Consider the following 16,174-nt stretch of genomic DNA (forward strand, 5'->3'; position numbering starts at 1 on the left):
CGCACCAGCCCCTCCGGCACGCCGTGTCCCCCCGACACGGATGCAGCATATCGGAAGCCGCGGATCCTCCGGGAATCAGCTGTCGGCACGCTGGTAACTTCGGACCCGTGTCAGCACCCCACAGCTCTTCCGCCAAGTACTCCTTCGTCGTCGCCTCCAACCGCCTGCCCGTCGACCGCGTCGTGGACGACGAGGGCAACGAGGGCTGGCGGCACTCGCCCGGCGGGCTCGTGACGGCGCTCGAACCGGTGATGCGCGCGAACGACGGCGCGTGGGTCGGCTGGGTGGGGCAGCCGGACGTCGAGGTGGACCCCTTCGACAACGAGGGCATCCACATCGTCCCGGTCCCGCTCAGCACGAGCGAGGTCGAGGAGTACTACGAGGGCTTCAGCAACGACACGCTCTGGCCGCTCTACCACGACGTCATCGAGCACCCGAGCTACCACCGCGACTGGTGGAACTCCTACAAGGGCGTCAACAAGCGCTTCGCCGAGCAGATCGCCGAGATCGTCGAGCAGGACGGCATCGTCTGGGTGCAGGACTACCAGCTGCAGCTCGTCCCGGCGCTCCTCCGCGAGCTCCGCCCGGACCTGACGATCGGCTTCTTCAACCACATCCCGTTCCCACCGGTCGGCATCTACGCGCAGCTGCCGTGGCGTGCGCAGATCCTCGACGGCCTGCTCGGGGCGGACGTGATCGGGTTCCAGCGGCACGACGACGCCAGCGACTTCCTCCGCGCGGTTCGGCACATCAAGGGCTACACGACGAAGGGCTCGACGATCGACGTCCCCGTCGACGACCCGAACGCCCCGCGGAGCCGCAAGGGCGTCACCGTCCGCCACGTCGAGGCGCGGCACTTCCCGATCTCGATCGACGCCGAGAGCTTCGAGGAGATCGCCCGGCGCCCCGAGGTGCAGGAGCGTGCCCGCGAGATCCGGCAGGGGCTGGGCAACCCGAAGACCGTGCTGCTCGGCGTCGACCGGCTCGACTACACCAAGGGCATCCGGCACCGCATCAAGGCCTTCGGCGAGCTCATCCAGGACGGCCGGGTCAAGGTCGAGGACGCCACGCTCGTGCAGGTCGCGAGCCCGAGCCGGGAGCGTGTCGACACGTACCGGATGCTCCGCGACGAGATCGAACTGAGCGTCGGGCGGCTGAACGGCGATCTCGGCACGATCACGCACCAGCCGATCTCGTACCTGCACCACGGCTACCCGCGGGAGGAGATGGTGGCGCTCTACCTGGCCGCCGACATCATGCTCGTGACCGCGCTCCGCGACGGCATGAACCTCGTCGCGAAGGAGTACGTCGCCACCCGCTTCGACAACGACGGCGTGCTGATCCTCTCCGAGTTCGCCGGCGCCGCCGACGAACTGAAGCAGGCGGTGATCATCAACCCGCACGACATCGGCGCCCTGAAGGACTCGATCCAGCGTGCCATCGAGATGCCGAAGCGCGAGCGCTCGACGCGGATGCGCGCGCTCCGGAAGCGGGTCCGCGACAACGACGTCGCCCGCTGGTCGCGGTCGTTCCTCGAGGCCCTCGACCGGCACGCTCCGCGCAACGCGCGGATCGACCCGACCGGTGCGGAGCAGCACCGCGAGGCACAGACCGACAACATGTCGATCTTCGACCAGGACGCGCAGACCGCGCGTGCAGCGGAGGACACCCGGGAGGCCCGTGATGCGTGACCAGTCCACGAACGTCGACGAGACGGCGGCTCCGGAGCTCGACACGGCTCTCGCGGACCTGGCGGCGTCCGGCACGCTGCTGGTCGCGCTGGACTTCGACGGCACGTTGGCGCCCTTCGCCGACGACCCCGGTCAGGTCGGTGCCCTGCCGGGGAGCTGGGCGGCGGTCCTGACGCTGCAGCGCGCGAAGGACACCGAGGTGGTGCTCGTCTCCGGCCGCCCGCTCGACTCGCTCGCCCGGGTCACCGCGGCGCCGGAGGACATGTCGCTCGTCGGCTCGCACGGCGTGGAGTGGCGCGTCGACGGCCACGACCAAGAAGCACTGACCGCCGAGGAGCACGACCGCGTCGCGCGGATCGGTGCGGCGCTCGACGCCGTCGGGGAGCGCTTCCCCGGGGTCGTCATCGAGCACAAGCCGGCAGGGCACGGCGTGCACACACGCCGGGTGAGCGCCGAGGTCGCGGCCGAGGCGAACGCCGCAGCGAGTGCGGCGGCGCACGAGGCCGACGGCGACGTCCTCGAACGCGGCGGCAAGGACATCCTCGAGTTCGCGGTGCGACACGTCACGAAGGGCGACGCCATCGACCGGCTCCGCGAGCTCCGCGGCGCCGACGCGGTGTTCTTCGCCGGGGACGACGTCACCGACGAGGACGCCTTCCGGGTGCTCCGCGACGGCGACGTCGGTGTGAAGGTGGGGGAGGGCGACACGCTCGCCGGCCACCGGGTCGCCGATCCGGCGGCCCTGACCGACGTCCTGAAGCAGCTCGCGAGGCTGCGTGCGGTGCGCTGACGAGGTGATCCGAGCCTCCCGTCCGGCCGTTGCAACCATGCGAACGCATCGAAGTGCGCCACTGGTATCCCAATCGGTCCTAGACTCACTCCATGCCTGATATCGACGTCAAGCCGCGGAGCCGGGTCGTCACCGACGGGATCGAAGCAACCACCTCGCGTGGGATGCTGCGTGCCGTCGGGATGGGGGACGAGGACTGGGAGAAGCCGCAGATCGGCATCGCCTCGTCCTGGAACGAGATCACCCCGTGCAACCTGAGCCTCGACCGGCTCGCCCAGGGCGCCAAGGAAGGCGTCCACGGCGGCGGCGGGTACCCCCTGCAGTTCGGCACCATCTCCGTCTCGGACGGCATCTCGATGGGCCACGAGGGGATGCACTTCTCCCTCGTCTCCCGTGAGGTCATCGCCGACAGCGTCGAGACCGTCGTGAACGCCGAGCGCCTGGACGGCACGGTCCTGCTCGCCGGCTGCGACAAGTCGCTCCCCGGGATGCTCATGGCCGCCGCGCGGCTCGACCTCGCGAGCGTCTTCCTCTACGCGGGGTCGGTCATGCCCGGCTACGTGAAGCAGGCCGACGGCTCGATGAAGGAAGTCACGATCATCGACTCCTTCGAGGGTGTCGGCGCCTGCAAGGCCGGCACCATGAGCGAAGAAGAGCTCAAGAAGATCGAGTGCGCGATCGTCCCCGGTGAGGGTGCCTGTGGCGGCATGTACACGGCGAACACGATGGCGTCGGTCGCGGAAGCACTCGGGATGTCGCTCCCGGGATCCGCCGCGCCGCCCAGCGCCGACCGCCGCCGCGACTACTACGCGCACCGCTCCGGCGAGGCCGTCGTGAACATGCTCAAGCACGGCATCACCGCTCGTCAGATCCTGACGCGCGAGGCGTTCGAGAACGCGATCGCCGTCGCCATGGCACTCGGAGGCTCGACCAACGTCGTGCTGCACCTGCTGGCGATCGCCCACGAGGCCGAGGTCGAACTCAGCCTCGACGACTTCAACCGCATCGGCTCCAAGGTCCCGCACCTGGCGGACATGAAGCCCTTCGGCAAGTACGTCATGGTCGACGTCGACCGCAACGGCGGTATCCCCGTGATCATGAAGGCGCTGCTCGACGCCGGCCTGCTGCACGGCGAGTGCATGACCGTGACGGGCAAGACCGTCGCCGAGAACCTCGCCGAGATCGACCCGCCGGAGCTCGACGGCGAGGTGTTCCGCACGCTCGACAACCCGATCCACGAGACCGGTGGCCTGACGATCCTGCAGGGCTCCTTCGCGCCGGAGGGCGCCGTGGTGAAGACCGCGGGCTTCGACGCATCGGTGTTCGAGGGCCCTGCGCGCGTGTTCGACCGCGAGCGCTCGGCGATGGACGCCCTCACCGAGGGCAGGATCCAGAAGGGCGACGTCGTCGTCATCCGGTACGAGGGCCCCAAGGGCGGTCCCGGCATGCGTGAGATGCTCGCCATCACCGCTGCCATCAAGGGCGCTGGCCTCGGCAAGGATGTACTACTCTTGACCGACGGACGATTCTCAGGCGGCACAACCGGCCTGTGCATCGGCCACATCGCACCGGAAGCAGTGGACGCAGGTCCAGTTGCATTCGTGCGCGATGGCGACCGCATCCGTGTCGACATCGCGGCTCGCTCGCTCGACCTACTGGTCGAGCCTGCCGAGCTGGAAGCCCGCCGTGACGGCTGGGCTCCGCTGCCCCCGCGCTACACCCGCGGAGTCCTCGCGAAGTACGCCAAGCTCGTGCAGTCCGCCGCCAAGGGCGCGGTCACGGGCTAGCGTTCGACACCCGCACCACCGCCATCTCTCCAGGCAAGGAACCCTTCATGCCCACGGAAGCCACACCGCTGTCCGCGGCCACGGGAGCGCGTCGCACTCCCGAGGTCCTGACCGGCTCGGGAGCCGTCCTCCGGACCCTCGAGCACCTCGGGATCACCGACGTCTTCGGGCTGCCCGGCGGCGCGATCATCCCGTTCTACGACGAACTCATGGCGTCGAAGACGATCCGCCACATCCTGGTCCGCCACGAGCAGGGCGCCGGTCACGCGGCCGAGGGCTACGCGTCCGCGTCCGGCAAGGTCGGCGTCGCCATCGCGACGTCCGGACCCGGCGCGACGAACCTCGTCACCGCGATCGCCGACGCCTACATGGACTCGGTGCCGTTCATCGCGATCACCGGCCAGGTGTTCTCGACGCTGATGGGCACCGACGCCTTCCAGGAAGCGGACATCGTCGGCATCACCATGCCGATCACGAAGCACTCGTTCCTCGTGACCGACCCGGCCGACGTGCCGGCGACCCTGGCCGCCGCGTACCAGATCGCGACGACCGGCCGCCCGGGTCCCGTGCTGGTGGACATCACGAAGGACGCCCAGCAGAAGTCGGCGCCGTACGTCTGGCCGCCCAAGATCGACCTGCCGGGCTACCGGCCGGTCACCAAGGCGCACGGCAAGCAGATCACCGCGGCCGCGCAGCTCCTCGCCGGTGCCGAGCGTCCGGTGCTCTACGTCGGCGGCGGTGTCGTCCGCTCCCGCGCGACGGCCGAACTGCTCGCGTTCGCCGAGGCCACTGGTGCGCCCGTCGTCACGACGCTGATGGCTCGCGGGGCCTTCCCGGACTCGCACCCGCAGCACCTCGGCATGCCCGGCATGCACGGCACCGTCCCCGCGGTGCTCGGCCTGCAGGACAGCGACCTGATCGTCGCGCTCGGCGCCCGGTTCGACGACCGGGTGACCGGCAAGGCCGACGAGTTCGCGCCGGACGCCAAGGTCGTGCACGTCGACATCGACCCCGCCGAGATCTCGAAGATCCGCTTCGCCGACGTCCCGATCGTGGGCGACGCGCGCGAGGTGCTCATCGACCTGCTCGACGCGTGGGGCGGCATCCCCGTCGAGGACCGCGCGTCGACGGCCGACTGGTGGACGAAGCTCCGCCAGCTCAAGGTCGACTTCCCGCTCGGGTACGCGGAGCCCACCGACGGACTGCTCGCCCCGCAGGCGATCATCCGGCGCATCGGCGAGCTCACCGGACCCGAGGGCATCTACGCCTCCGGGGTCGGCCAGCACCAGATGTGGTCGGCGCAGTTCATCCAGTACGAGCGCCCGAACGCGTGGCTGAACTCCGGCGGCGCCGGGACGATGGGCTACTCGGTCCCCGCTGCCATGGGGGCGAAGGTCGCCGAGCCCGACCGGGTGGTCTGGGCGATCGACGGCGACGGCTGCTTCCAGATGACGAACCAGGAACTCGCGACCTGTGTCATCAACGACATCCCGATCAAGGTCGCGATCATCAACAACTCGTCGCTCGGCATGGTCCGGCAGTGGCAGACGCTGTTCTACGACGGCCGCCACTCGTTCACGGACCTGGAGACCGGTCACTCGACGCGTCGTGTGCCGGACTTCGTCAAGCTCGCCGACGCCTACGGTGCGCTCGGCATCCGGGTCGAGAAGGCCGACGAGGTCGACGCGGCGATCAAGCTGGCCCTCGAGACGAACGACCGGCCCGTGGTGATCGACTTCGTCGTGAGCCGTGACTCGATGGTCTGGCCGATGGTCCCGCAGGGGGTCAGCAACTCGTCCATCGAGTACGCCCAGGCCCTCGCTCCCACCTGGGACGAGGAAGACGCCGACATGACGGGGGAGACCGCATGAGCCACGTCCTGTCCCTCCTGGTCGAGGACAAGCCGGGTCTGCTGACCCGCGTCGCCGGGCTCTTCGCCCGCCGCGGCTTCAACATCGAGTCCCTCGCCGTGGGCAACACCGAGGTCGCTGGCCTGTCCCGCATCACGGTCGTCGTCGACGTCGAGGACCTGCCGCTCGAACAGGTGACCAAGCAGCTCAACAAGCTCGTCAACGTCATCAAGATCGTCGAACTCGACTTCTCGCAGTCGGTCCAGCGGGAGCACATGCTCGTGAAGGTCCGTGTCGACAACCAGACGCGCTCGGCCGTGCTCGAAGCAGTGAACCTGTTCCGCGCCCAGGTCGTCGACGTCGCGAACGACTCGCTCATCGTCGAGGTGACCGGTGACCCCGGCAAGATCCAGGCGATCCTCCGCGTGCTCGAGCCCTACGGCATCAAGGAGCTCGCCCGAGCGGGCCTCCTCGGCATGGGCCGCGGACCGAAGAGCATCACCGACCGGGTGCGCTGAGCGCCATCCGGCCCCGAACGAACCACAACCAAGGAGATCACGCACCGTGACTGACATCGTGTACGACGCCGACGCCGACCTGACCCTCATCCAGGGCAAGAAGGTCGCGGTCATCGGCTACGGATCGCAGGGCCACGCCCACGCCCTCAACCTCCGCGACTCCGGCGTCGAGGTGAAGATCGGTCTGCAGGAGGGCTCGAAGAGCCGCCAGAAGGCCGAAGAGGCGGGCTTCGAGGTCCTCACTCCTGCCGAGGCCACCAAGTGGGCCGACGTCGTCGTGATCCTCGCGCCGGACCAGGTCCAGCGCATCGTCTACAAGGACGACATCGAGCCGAACCTCAAGCAGGGCGCGACCCTCGTCTTCGGCCACGGCTTCAACATCCGCTACGGCTACATCGAGGCGCCGGAGGGCGTGGACGTGTCGCTCGTCGCACCGAAGGGCCCCGGCCACACCGTGCGCCGCGAGTACGAGGCCGGCCGTGGCGTCCCCGTGATCGTCGCCGTCGAGGTCGACGCGTCCGGCTCCGCCTGGGACCTCGCGTGGTCCTACTCCAAGGCGATCGGCGGCCTCCGCTCCGGCGGCATCAAGACCACCTTCACCGAGGAGACCGAGACCGACCTGTTCGGTGAGCAGGCCGTCCTCTGCGGTGGCACGTCGCAGCTCATCCAGTACGGCTTCGAGACCCTCGTCGAGGCGGGCTACCAGCCGCAGATCGCCTACTTCGAGGTGCTCCACGAGCTCAAGCTCATCGTCGACCTCATCTGGGAGGGCGGCCTCACCAAGCAGCGCTGGTCGATCTCCGACACCGCCGAGTTCGGTGACTACGTGTCCGGCCCCCGCGTGATCTCGCCCGAGGTCAAGGAGAACATGAAGGCGGTGCTCGCCGACATCCAGGACGGCACCTTCGCCAAGCGCTTCATCGACGACCAGGATGCTGGCGCCCCGGAGTTCAAGGCGCTCCGCGAGAAGGGCGAGGGCCACCCGATCGAGGCGACCGGTCGCGAGCTGCGCAAGCTGTTCGCGTGGAAGCAGTCGGACTCCGACTACGTCGACGGTTCCGCAGCGCGGTAGTCTTCCCCAGACCACTCGACGACGAGGCGGCGGTGTGCACCCGTGCACCGCCGCCTCTCGATGTGACCCGAACGTTATGCAGCAGCACTCCAACACCTCCGACGCCGTCGACCGGCGTCCCTCAGGCGACGCGCAGCGCGTTGCGCGACATGCGTCGTCCGTGGCGCCCGCACCGTGGCAGAACCGTACCGATCGGCATGGGATGATCGACGGATGGCGGTGACGAAGCGAGCGGTCCACATCGGCGCCGGCAAGATCGGGCGCGGATTCGTGGGCCAGTTCCTCGTGGCCAGCGGTTACGAGTTGACCTTCGTCGACGTCGACGAGCGGGTCGTCCAGGCCCTCAACGAAGCCGGTCGCTTCGTGGTGCACGAGGTCGGCGAGATGCCGGTCGAGCACCTCGTCTACGGGTTCCGCGCGCTCAGCAGCAAGACCGACCGCGACGCCGTCGTCCGGGCGATCGCCGAGGCGGACGTCGTCACCACGGCCGTGGGTGCCCGCACGCTGCCGCTCGTCGCGCCGGTCATCGCCGAGGGGCTCGCGGCGCGGCCGCTCGAGCGCGGTGACGTCACGATCGTCGCGTGCGAGAACGCCTTCAACGCGACGGACTCCCTGCACGCCAGCATCCGTCGCGCCCCGATCCTCGAAGACCGCGACATCGCCGCCGTCTTCGCGAACTGCGCGATCGACCGCATCGTCCCCGACCAGTCCGGCGTGCTCGGGCAGTCCGGTGGACTCGACGTCGTGCTCGAGCCGTTCTACGAGTGGGTCATCGAGCGCACCCCCTTCGCGAGCTCGGACGCCGAGCCCCCGGAGATCGAGGGCGTGACCTGGGTCGACGACCTCCAGCCGTTCGTCGAGCGCAAGCTCTACACGGTGAACACGGCCCACGCGACGGCTGCCTACCACGGCTACGTCCGCGGGATCCGGCTCATCCGCGAAGCGCTCGAGGACACCGCCGTGAAGGCCGAGGTCGACGGCGTCCTCGCGGAGACCACGGCGCTCCTCATCGCGAAGCACGGCTTCGACCCCGAGGAACACGCGCGCTACGTGGCCGCGAACCTCTCCCGGATCGCGAACCCGCACCTGCCGGACACCACCGTCCGCGTCGGTCGGAACCCGCTCCGCAAGCTCGGGCGCCGCGAACGCTTCGTCGGGCCGGCAGCGCAGCTCGCCGAGCGCGGCCTCCCCGTCGAGCACCTGCTCGGCGCCGTCCGCGTCGCGCTCGAGTTCGACGACGAGAACGACCCCGAGTCGATCGAGCTGCACGCGTTGCTCCGGTCGGGGGCCACGGCACACGCGCTCACCGAGATCCTCACCGGTCTCATGGAGAGCCACCCGCTGTTCCCGTCCGTCCGGGACGTCGTCGCCGAGGTGCTCGAGTCCCAGGCCGCCGACGCCTGACCGGCGTCGTCAGCCGGGCGTCCGGTCCCGAGGTCGCCACGTCTCTCGTAGAATCGTGGGCATGACCCCGGCACCTCCCGCACACGACGACGCCGCGGCGTCCCCGCCGGACGGCGCGCTCGACCACGACGACGACGCAGCCCTGCAGTGGGGCGACGCGGACGACGCCACCCACGTCGACGCCGCGCACAACCCGGTCCGCGTCAAGGCACGCCGCGAGCACGACCCCGAGGAACCGCTCGGTTCGAGCGCACTCGTCGGCATGGGCGTGTTCGGTGGCATCTACCTGCTCTACACGGTGGCGTGGCTCGTCAGCGCGAGCCTCCTCACCGTCACGGGCTCCGGGGTCGCGGGCATCGTGTCCGAGGTGATGCGCGTCCTCGCGATCATGGCTCCCGCCTTCTGGTTCGCCGCCACGCTCTGGCTCGGGCAGGGGAGCAGGAACCGCACCAAGTTCGTCTGGCTCCTCATCGGGGCGGTCGTCCTGATCCCGTGGCCGTTCATCATGACCAGGAGCTTCGGGTGAGCGCCGCCGTCTCCGAGCGGCCGCGCACGGTCACCGTCGGCAAGGCGGTCGTCTGGGGCGTCGCGGCCGTGTGCCTGGCGTACGTGACCTGGCAGGCCGTCGGCAACCTCGTCGGCGTCTCGAAGTCCGTGTCGGACTTCAACGAGTTCGTCCGGAAGAACGGCGGCACCGGCCTCGAGACGTCGACGCCGTGGGTGGCGCTCGTCCTCGACGTGCTGATCGCGCCGGCCGCCTTCGTCGCCGCCTGGCTGGTGTCGCGCCGGATGGACCTGGTCCGCACGGTCGTCGTCTTCGTCGCCGCGCTCTGCGCGGTCTCCGCGCTCTGGTTCACGCTCCTGCAGTACGTGTCCTCGACGCTTCGCATCGGTTCCTGACACCGGACTGGAGGCCCGTGGCGACGCCGCCACGAGCCTCCATCCCGTCCCGCGGTTCTCCACAGGGCTGCTGCCGCGGTCGTAACGGCCTGCTCGCGTCGATACGATGGTGGGATACCGCCCGTCTCGTGTGAGGAAACAGCAGCTGTGCCGAAGCCGGTCGTCCTGATCGCCGAAGAACTCTCGCCCGCCACAGTCGACGCCCTCGGGCCCGACTTCGAGATCCGGAACGTGGACGGCACCGACCGATCCGCACTCCTGGCCTCCCTCGCCGACGCGCACGCCATCCTGGTGCGCTCCGCCACCAAGGTCGACGCCGAAGCGATCGCCGCAGCCCCGAACCTGAAGGTCGTCGCCCGTGCGGGTGTCGGCCTCGACAACGTCGACATCAAGGCGGCCACCACGGCCGGCGTGATGGTCGTCAACGCCCCGACGTCGAACATCATCTCGGCGGCCGAATTGACGGTCGGGCACATCCTGTCGCTCGCGCGGCACATCCCGGCGGCGCACGCGTCGCTCGCGGCTGGCGCGTGGAAGCGTTCCGCGTACACAGGCGTCGAGCTGTACGAGAAGACCGTCGGCATCATCGGCCTCGGCCGCATCGGCGCGCTGATCACCCAGCGCCTGCAGGCCTTCGGCGTCTCGGTCATCGCGTACGACCCCTACGTCACCACCGCCCGTGCGCAGCAGCTCGGGGTGGAGCTCGTCTCGCTCGACGACCTGCTGCGGCGCGCCGACTTCGTCACGATCCACATGCCGAAGACGCCGGAGACGCTCGGCATGATCTCGGACGACCAGTTCGCGATCATGAAGCCGACGGCCTTCGTGGTGAACGTCGCCCGCGGTGGCCTCATCGACGAAGACGCGCTGCACCGTGCGCTCACGTCGAACCAGATCGCCGGTGCCGGCCTCGACGTCTTCGTGTCGGAGCCCCCGACGGACTCGCCGCTCGTCTCGCTGCCGAACGTCGTCGTCACGCCGCACCTCGGAGCGTCCACCGACGAAGCACAGGAGAAAGCGGGCGTCTCGGTCGCCAAGTCGGTGCGGCTCGCCCTCGGCGGGGAGCTCGTCCCTGACGCGGTGAACGTCGCCGGCGGCGTCATCGACCCGTACGTGCGCCCCGGCATCCCGCTCGTCGAGAAGCTCGGCCAGGTCTTCACGGCCCTCGCCACCTCGCCGGTGACCAGCATCGACGTCGAGGTCCACGGCGAGCTCGCCGAGTTCGACGTCAGCGTCCTCAAGCTGGCGGCGCTCAAGGGCGTCTTCACCGACGTCGTGAGCGACCAGGTGTCCTACGTCAACGCCCCGCTCATCGCGGAGCAGCGCGGGGTCAGCGTGCGGCTCATCACCGACTCGGACAGCCCGGAGTACCGCAACGTGCTGACGATCCGTGGCGCCCAGTCCGAGGGCCCGGCGATCAGCGTCTCCGGCACGCTCACCGGCCCGAAGCAGGTCGAGAAGCTCGTGGAGATCAACGGCTACGACGTCGAGGTCGCACTCGACAAGCACCACGTGGTCATGGACTACACCGACCGGCCCGGCATCGTCGCGGTCTACGGCAAGGAGTTCGGCGAAGCGGGCATCAACATCGCCGCCATGCAGATCGCGCGGCACTCGGCCGGTGGTCAGGCGCTCAGCGTCCTGACCGTCGACTCGCCCGTGCCGGCGGACATCCTCGAGCACGTCCGTTCGACGATCGACGCCTCCTCGCTCCGCGAGATCGACATCACGCTCTAGGGGAGCACTCATGACGCAGACGCTCAAGCTCGCCGTCATCCGTGGTGACGGCATCGGACCAGAGGTCGTGGACGAGGCCCTCAAGGTCCTGCACGCCGTCACCCCGGACGACCTCGTCATCGAGGAGACCCCGTTCTCGCTCGGGGCCACCCGGTTCCTCGAGACCGGCGACATCCTGACGGACGAGGACATGGCTGCTGTCGCGGCGCACGATGCGATCCTGCTCGGCGCGGTCGGCGGGGATCCCCGTGACCCCCGCCTGGCCGGCGGCATCATCGAGCGTGGGCTGCTGCTGAAGCTGCGGTTCGCCTTCGACCACTACGTCAACCTGCGTCCGACGAAGGTCTACGACTCCGTCGTCACACCGCTGGCCTCCCCGGGGGACGTGGACTTCGTCGTCGTGCGGGAAGGCACCGAGGGGCCGTACGTCGGCAACGGGGGAGCGATCCGCGTCGGCACGCCGCACGAGATCGCGACCGAGGTCTCGGTGAACACGGCGTACGGCGTCGAGCGCACCGTGCGGTACGCGTTCGACCTGGCGGACCGTCGTCCCCGCAAGCACCTGACGCTCGTGCACAAGAGCAACGTGCTCGTGAACGCCGGGGCACTCTGGCAGCGCACGGTGGCCGCGGTCGGGGCGGAGTACCCGGAGGTCACCGTGGACTACCAGCACGTGGACGCCGTCACCATCCACATGGTGCGGGAGCCTGCTAGGTTCGACGTCATCGTCACCGACAACCTCTTCGGCGACATCATCACCGACCTGGCCGGCGCGATCAGCGGCGGCATCGGTCTGGCGGCCTCGGGCAACATCAACCCGGACGGCACCTTCCCCAGCATGTTCGAGCCGGTGCACGGATCCGCGCCGGACATCGCGGGTCAGCAGAAGGCCGATCCCACGGCCGCCATCCTCTCCGTCGCACTCCTCCTCGACCACATCGGTCGGGGTGACCTGGCGACGGCGGTGACACGGGCGGTGGAAGCGGACCTGGCTGACCGGGGCACCACGCAGCGTCGCACGGCCGAGATCGGCGACGCCATCGCCGCCGCGGCCACAGCGCGCACCACCACCGCCTGAAAGGGAGCCACACCGATGAGCACCGAGACAGTCTTCGGACTCGAGTTCTCCACCACCCCGTCCGCCGAGCGCCGTGCCGAGGCGGAGCGCGAGACGATCCTGGCGGACCCGGGGTTCGGCAAGCACTTCACCGACCACATGGCCACCGTCGAGTGGACGCTCGACGCCGGCTGGCACGACGCCTCGATCCACCCGTACGGGCCGCTCTCGCTCGACCCCAGCGCCAGCGTGCTGCACTACGCGCAGGAGATCTTCGAGGGCCTGAAGGCGTACCGCCACGCCGACGGCTCGGTGTGGACGTTCCGTCCGGAAGCGAACGCCGAGCGGTTCCAGCGCTCCGCCCGCCGGCTCGCGCTGCCGGAGCTGCCGGTCGAGGTGTTCGTCGAGTCCATCCGGCAGCTGGTCAGGACCGACGTCGACTGGGTACCGGGTGCCCCGGAGACGAGCCTGTACCTGCGGCCGTTCATGATCGCCACCGAGTCGTTCCTCGGGGTCCGTGCGGCCCAGGCGGTGTCCTACCACTGCATCGCGAGTCCGGCCGGCGCGTACTTCACGTCCGGGCCGAAGCCGGTGTCCATCTGGCTGTCATCGAACTACGCCCGTGCGGGTCGGGGTGGCACCGGTGCTGCCAAGACCGGCGGCAACTACGCCGCCTCGCTGCTGCCCCAGCAAGAGGCGTACGAGCACGGCTGTCAGCAGGTGATGTTCCTCGACTCCGAAGAGGGCAAGTACCTCGAAGAGCTCGGCGGCATGAACGTCGTGCTCGTGAAGGCGGACGGCACGCTCGTGACGCCCGACTCGGACTCCATCCTCGAAGGGATCACGCGCGACTCGATCCTGCAGCTCGCGGAAGACCGCGGCCTGCGGGTCGAGCGGCGGCGGGTGACCCTCGACGAGTGGCGTGACGGCGTCGCGGACGGTTCCATCACCGAGGCCTTCGCGTGCGGCACCGCCGCCGTGGTGACCCCGATCGCCGAACTCCGCGGCGACGGCTTCACGATCGGCTCGCCCACCGTCGGTGCCGGCGAACTGACGATGTCCCTCCGAGAAGAGCTCACCGACATCCAGTCCGGCCGTCGTCCCGACCCGCACGGGTGGATGACCAAGCTGACCGACGCGTCCTGATCCCGGGCTCGGCGTCGGTAGGGTCGAACGGTGAAGATCGCACGGTTCAGCAGCAAGGGTGAAGACCCCCGGTACGGCATCCTCGACGAGCGCGCTCTGGTGGTGCTCGCGGGAGACCCGATGTACCAGGGCTTCGAGACCACGGGGGAGCGGGTGCCCCTGTCGGAAGCGAAGCTCCTCGCACCGGTGATCCCGCGCTCCAAGGTCATCGGCGTCGGACTCAACTACGCCGAGCACGCCGACGAGATGGACGACGTGTCGGGTGACGACCCCGTGGTGTTCCTCAAGCCGAACACCTCGGTCATCGGCCCGGACGATCCCATCCGTCTGCCGGAGGGCGTCGGCCGCGTCGATCACGAGGGCGAACTCGCCATCGTGATCGGTTCGCTCGCGAAGAACGTCACGCGCGAGGACTTCGCGAGTGTCATCCTCGGGTACACGATCGCGAACGACGTGACCGCCCGTGACCTCCAGGCTCGCGACGGCCAGTGGACCCGGGCGAAGGGGTTCGACACGTTCTGCCCGCTCGGCCCGGTGATCGAGACCGAGATCGACCCGTCGGACATCCGTCTCGAGACCCGCGTCGACGGCGACCTGCGCCAGGTGGCGTCGACGAGCGAGATGGTGCACGACATCCCGTCACTCATCGAGTTCGTGTCGTCGATCTGGACGCTCCTGCCCGGGGACGTCATCCTCACCGGGACCCCCGCCGGCGTGGGGGAGATCCGCGACGGCGAGGTCGTCGAGGTGACCATCTCCGGCATCGGCACGTTGAAGAACCCGGTCATCGCCCGCAAGTGACGACCAGACCGAGGGCCCCACATCCACCCGGATGTGGGGCCCTTCGTCGTTCGACGACACCTGTTCCCCGTCGTTCCGGGCGACACGCCGTCGTGCAGCCCCGGTTTGCCCGATCCGCGGATCGTGCGTAGAGTTCTTACTCGTCACCCCAAAGGTGCGGCGGAGAAGCCGAGACGGTCACCCGGAGCGAAAGCCCCGGTGATGCAGTCCAGCCGAGCCGACCTCAAGCGGGACCACCCACTCCAATGAAGCCGGTCGAAAGACCGCCACTGAAGTAGTGGTACAGTACCGAAGTTGCCCGAGCGGGCATTCCCTTCAGGGAGAAGAAGCTCGGCGCGTCTGGTCCTTGAGAACTCAACAGCGTGCACATTGTCAATGCCAATTTATTGACCCCGTGCTCGGCCGGTTTTGCTGGTCGAGTCGGAGACAATTCCTTTTGGATTGAAGATTGTCAGTAGACAGTCAACAGTCAAGATCAACTCGCTGGCACTTCGGTGTTGGTTGTAATTTTTTTACGGAGAGTTTGATCCTGGCTCAGGACGAACGCTGGCGGCGTGCTTAACACATGCAAGTCGAACGATGATGCCCAGCTTGCTGGGTGGATTAGTGGCGAACGGGTGAGTAACACGTGAGTAACCTGCCCCTGACTCTGGGATAAGCGTTGGAAACGACGTCTAATACTGGATATGATCGCCGGCCGCATGGTCTGGTGGTGGAAAGATTTTTTGGTTGGGGATGGACTCGCGGCCTATCAGCTTGTTGGTGAGGTAATGGCTCACCAAGGCGACGACGGGTAGCCGGCCTGAGAGGGTGACCGGCCACACTGGGACTGAGACACGGCCCAGACTCCTACGGGAGGCAGCAGTGGGGAATATTGCACAATGGGCGAAAGCCTGATGCAGCAACGCCGCGTGAGGGATGACGGCCTTCGGGTTGTAAACCTCTTTTAGTAGGGAAGAAGCGAAAGTGACGGTACCTGCAGAAAAAGCACCGGCTAACTACGTGCCAGCAGCCGCGGTAATACGTAGGGTGCAAGCGTTGTCCGGAATTATTGGGCGTAAAGAGCTCGTAGGCGGTTTGTCGCGTCTGCTGTGAAATCCCGAGGCTCAACCTCGGGCTTGCAGTGGGTACGGGCAGACTAGAGTGCGGTAGGGGAGATTGGAATTCCTGGTGTAGCGGTGGAATGCGCAGATATCAGGAGGAACACCGATGGCGAAGGCAGATCTCTGGGCCGTAACTGACGCTGAGGAGCGAAAGCATGGGGAGCGAACAGGATTAGATACCCTGGTAGTCCATGCCGTAAACGTTGGGCGCTAGATGTAGGGACCTTTCCACGGTTTCTGTGTCGTAGCTAACGCATTAAGCGCCCCGCCTGGGGAGTACGGCCGCAAGGCTAAAACTCAAAGGAATTGACGGGGGCC

Annotated in this window: 13 protein-coding genes and 1 rRNA gene; all 14 read left to right on the forward strand. The window is 68.3% G+C overall.

From position 1 onward, the window contains the following. Window positions 1–107 precede the first annotated feature (107 nt). Window positions 108–1,691 carry an alpha,alpha-trehalose-phosphate synthase (UDP-forming) gene (gene otsA, locus ACIPJ2_RS18355; RefSeq protein WP_402730051.1) on the forward strand — a complete coding sequence of 528 codons (1,584 nt, stop codon included), beginning with the start codon at window positions 108–110 and terminating at the stop codon, window positions 1,689–1,691. Then, window positions 1,684–2,481, forward strand: a complete 798-nt coding sequence (otsB, locus tag ACIPJ2_RS18360; protein ID WP_402730052.1) for a trehalose-phosphatase — start codon at window positions 1,684–1,686, stop codon at window positions 2,479–2,481. Before otsA ends, otsB begins: the two co-directional genes overlap by 8 nt. Window positions 2,482–2,573: 92 nt before the next feature. Continuing rightward, window positions 2,574–4,268, forward strand: a complete 1,695-nt coding sequence (gene ilvD / locus ACIPJ2_RS18365; RefSeq protein ID WP_402730053.1) for a dihydroxy-acid dehydratase — start codon at window positions 2,574–2,576, stop codon at window positions 4,266–4,268. A gap of 47 nt (window positions 4,269–4,315) precedes the next feature. After that, a complete protein-coding gene (locus ACIPJ2_RS18370) occupies window positions 4,316–6,139 on the forward strand; it encodes an acetolactate synthase large subunit (RefSeq protein ID WP_402730054.1) in 1,824 nt (607 codons plus the stop codon). Then, window positions 6,136–6,636, forward strand: coding sequence for an acetolactate synthase small subunit (gene ilvN / locus ACIPJ2_RS18375; RefSeq protein WP_144763790.1), 501 nt, complete (start codon window positions 6,136–6,138; stop codon window positions 6,634–6,636). Before ACIPJ2_RS18370 ends, ilvN begins: the two co-directional genes overlap by 4 nt. 46 nt (window positions 6,637–6,682) lie before the next feature. Continuing rightward, window positions 6,683–7,708: a ketol-acid reductoisomerase gene (gene ilvC, locus ACIPJ2_RS18380; protein WP_402730055.1), complete on the forward strand. Its 1,026-nt coding sequence runs from the start codon at window positions 6,683–6,685 to the stop codon at window positions 7,706–7,708. Window positions 7,709–7,921: 213 nt separating this feature from the next. Further along, window positions 7,922–9,112 (forward strand): mannitol-1-phosphate 5-dehydrogenase, encoded by a 1,191-nt coding sequence (locus ACIPJ2_RS18385; RefSeq protein WP_402730056.1) that lies wholly within the window; start codon window positions 7,922–7,924, stop codon window positions 9,110–9,112. A gap of 61 nt (window positions 9,113–9,173) precedes the next feature. Next, window positions 9,174–9,638 carry a hypothetical protein gene (locus ACIPJ2_RS18390; RefSeq protein ID WP_281264924.1) on the forward strand — a complete coding sequence of 155 codons (465 nt, stop codon included), beginning with the start codon at window positions 9,174–9,176 and terminating at the stop codon, window positions 9,636–9,638. Then, window positions 9,635–10,012 (forward strand): hypothetical protein, encoded by a 378-nt coding sequence (locus ACIPJ2_RS18395; RefSeq protein WP_281264923.1) that lies wholly within the window; start codon window positions 9,635–9,637, stop codon window positions 10,010–10,012. Before ACIPJ2_RS18390 ends, ACIPJ2_RS18395 begins: the two co-directional genes overlap by 4 nt. A 147-nt stretch (window positions 10,013–10,159) precedes the next feature. Then, on the forward strand, window positions 10,160–11,749 hold the full coding sequence (gene serA, locus ACIPJ2_RS18400; protein WP_281264922.1) for a phosphoglycerate dehydrogenase: 1,590 nt from the start codon (window positions 10,160–10,162) through the stop codon (window positions 11,747–11,749). Between the two features lie 10 nt (window positions 11,750–11,759). Next, entirely contained in the window at window positions 11,760–12,827 is a 1,068-nt protein-coding gene (locus ACIPJ2_RS18405; protein ID WP_402730057.1) for a 3-isopropylmalate dehydrogenase, read from the forward strand. Window positions 12,828–12,842: 15 nt separating this feature from the next. Beyond that, window positions 12,843–13,952, forward strand: a complete 1,110-nt coding sequence (locus tag ACIPJ2_RS18410) for a branched-chain amino acid aminotransferase (RefSeq protein ID WP_402730058.1) — start codon at window positions 12,843–12,845, stop codon at window positions 13,950–13,952. A gap of 30 nt (window positions 13,953–13,982) precedes the next feature. Further along, entirely contained in the window at window positions 13,983–14,753 is a 771-nt protein-coding gene (locus ACIPJ2_RS18415) for a fumarylacetoacetate hydrolase family protein (RefSeq protein WP_281264919.1), read from the forward strand. Window positions 14,754–15,264: 511 nt separating this feature from the next. Further along, window positions 15,265–16,174, forward strand: a 16S ribosomal RNA gene (locus tag ACIPJ2_RS18420); the annotation flags it as partial.

The organism is Curtobacterium sp. NPDC090217, from assembly GCF_044746705.1.
Classification (GTDB): domain Bacteria; phylum Actinomycetota; class Actinomycetes; order Actinomycetales; family Microbacteriaceae; genus Curtobacterium.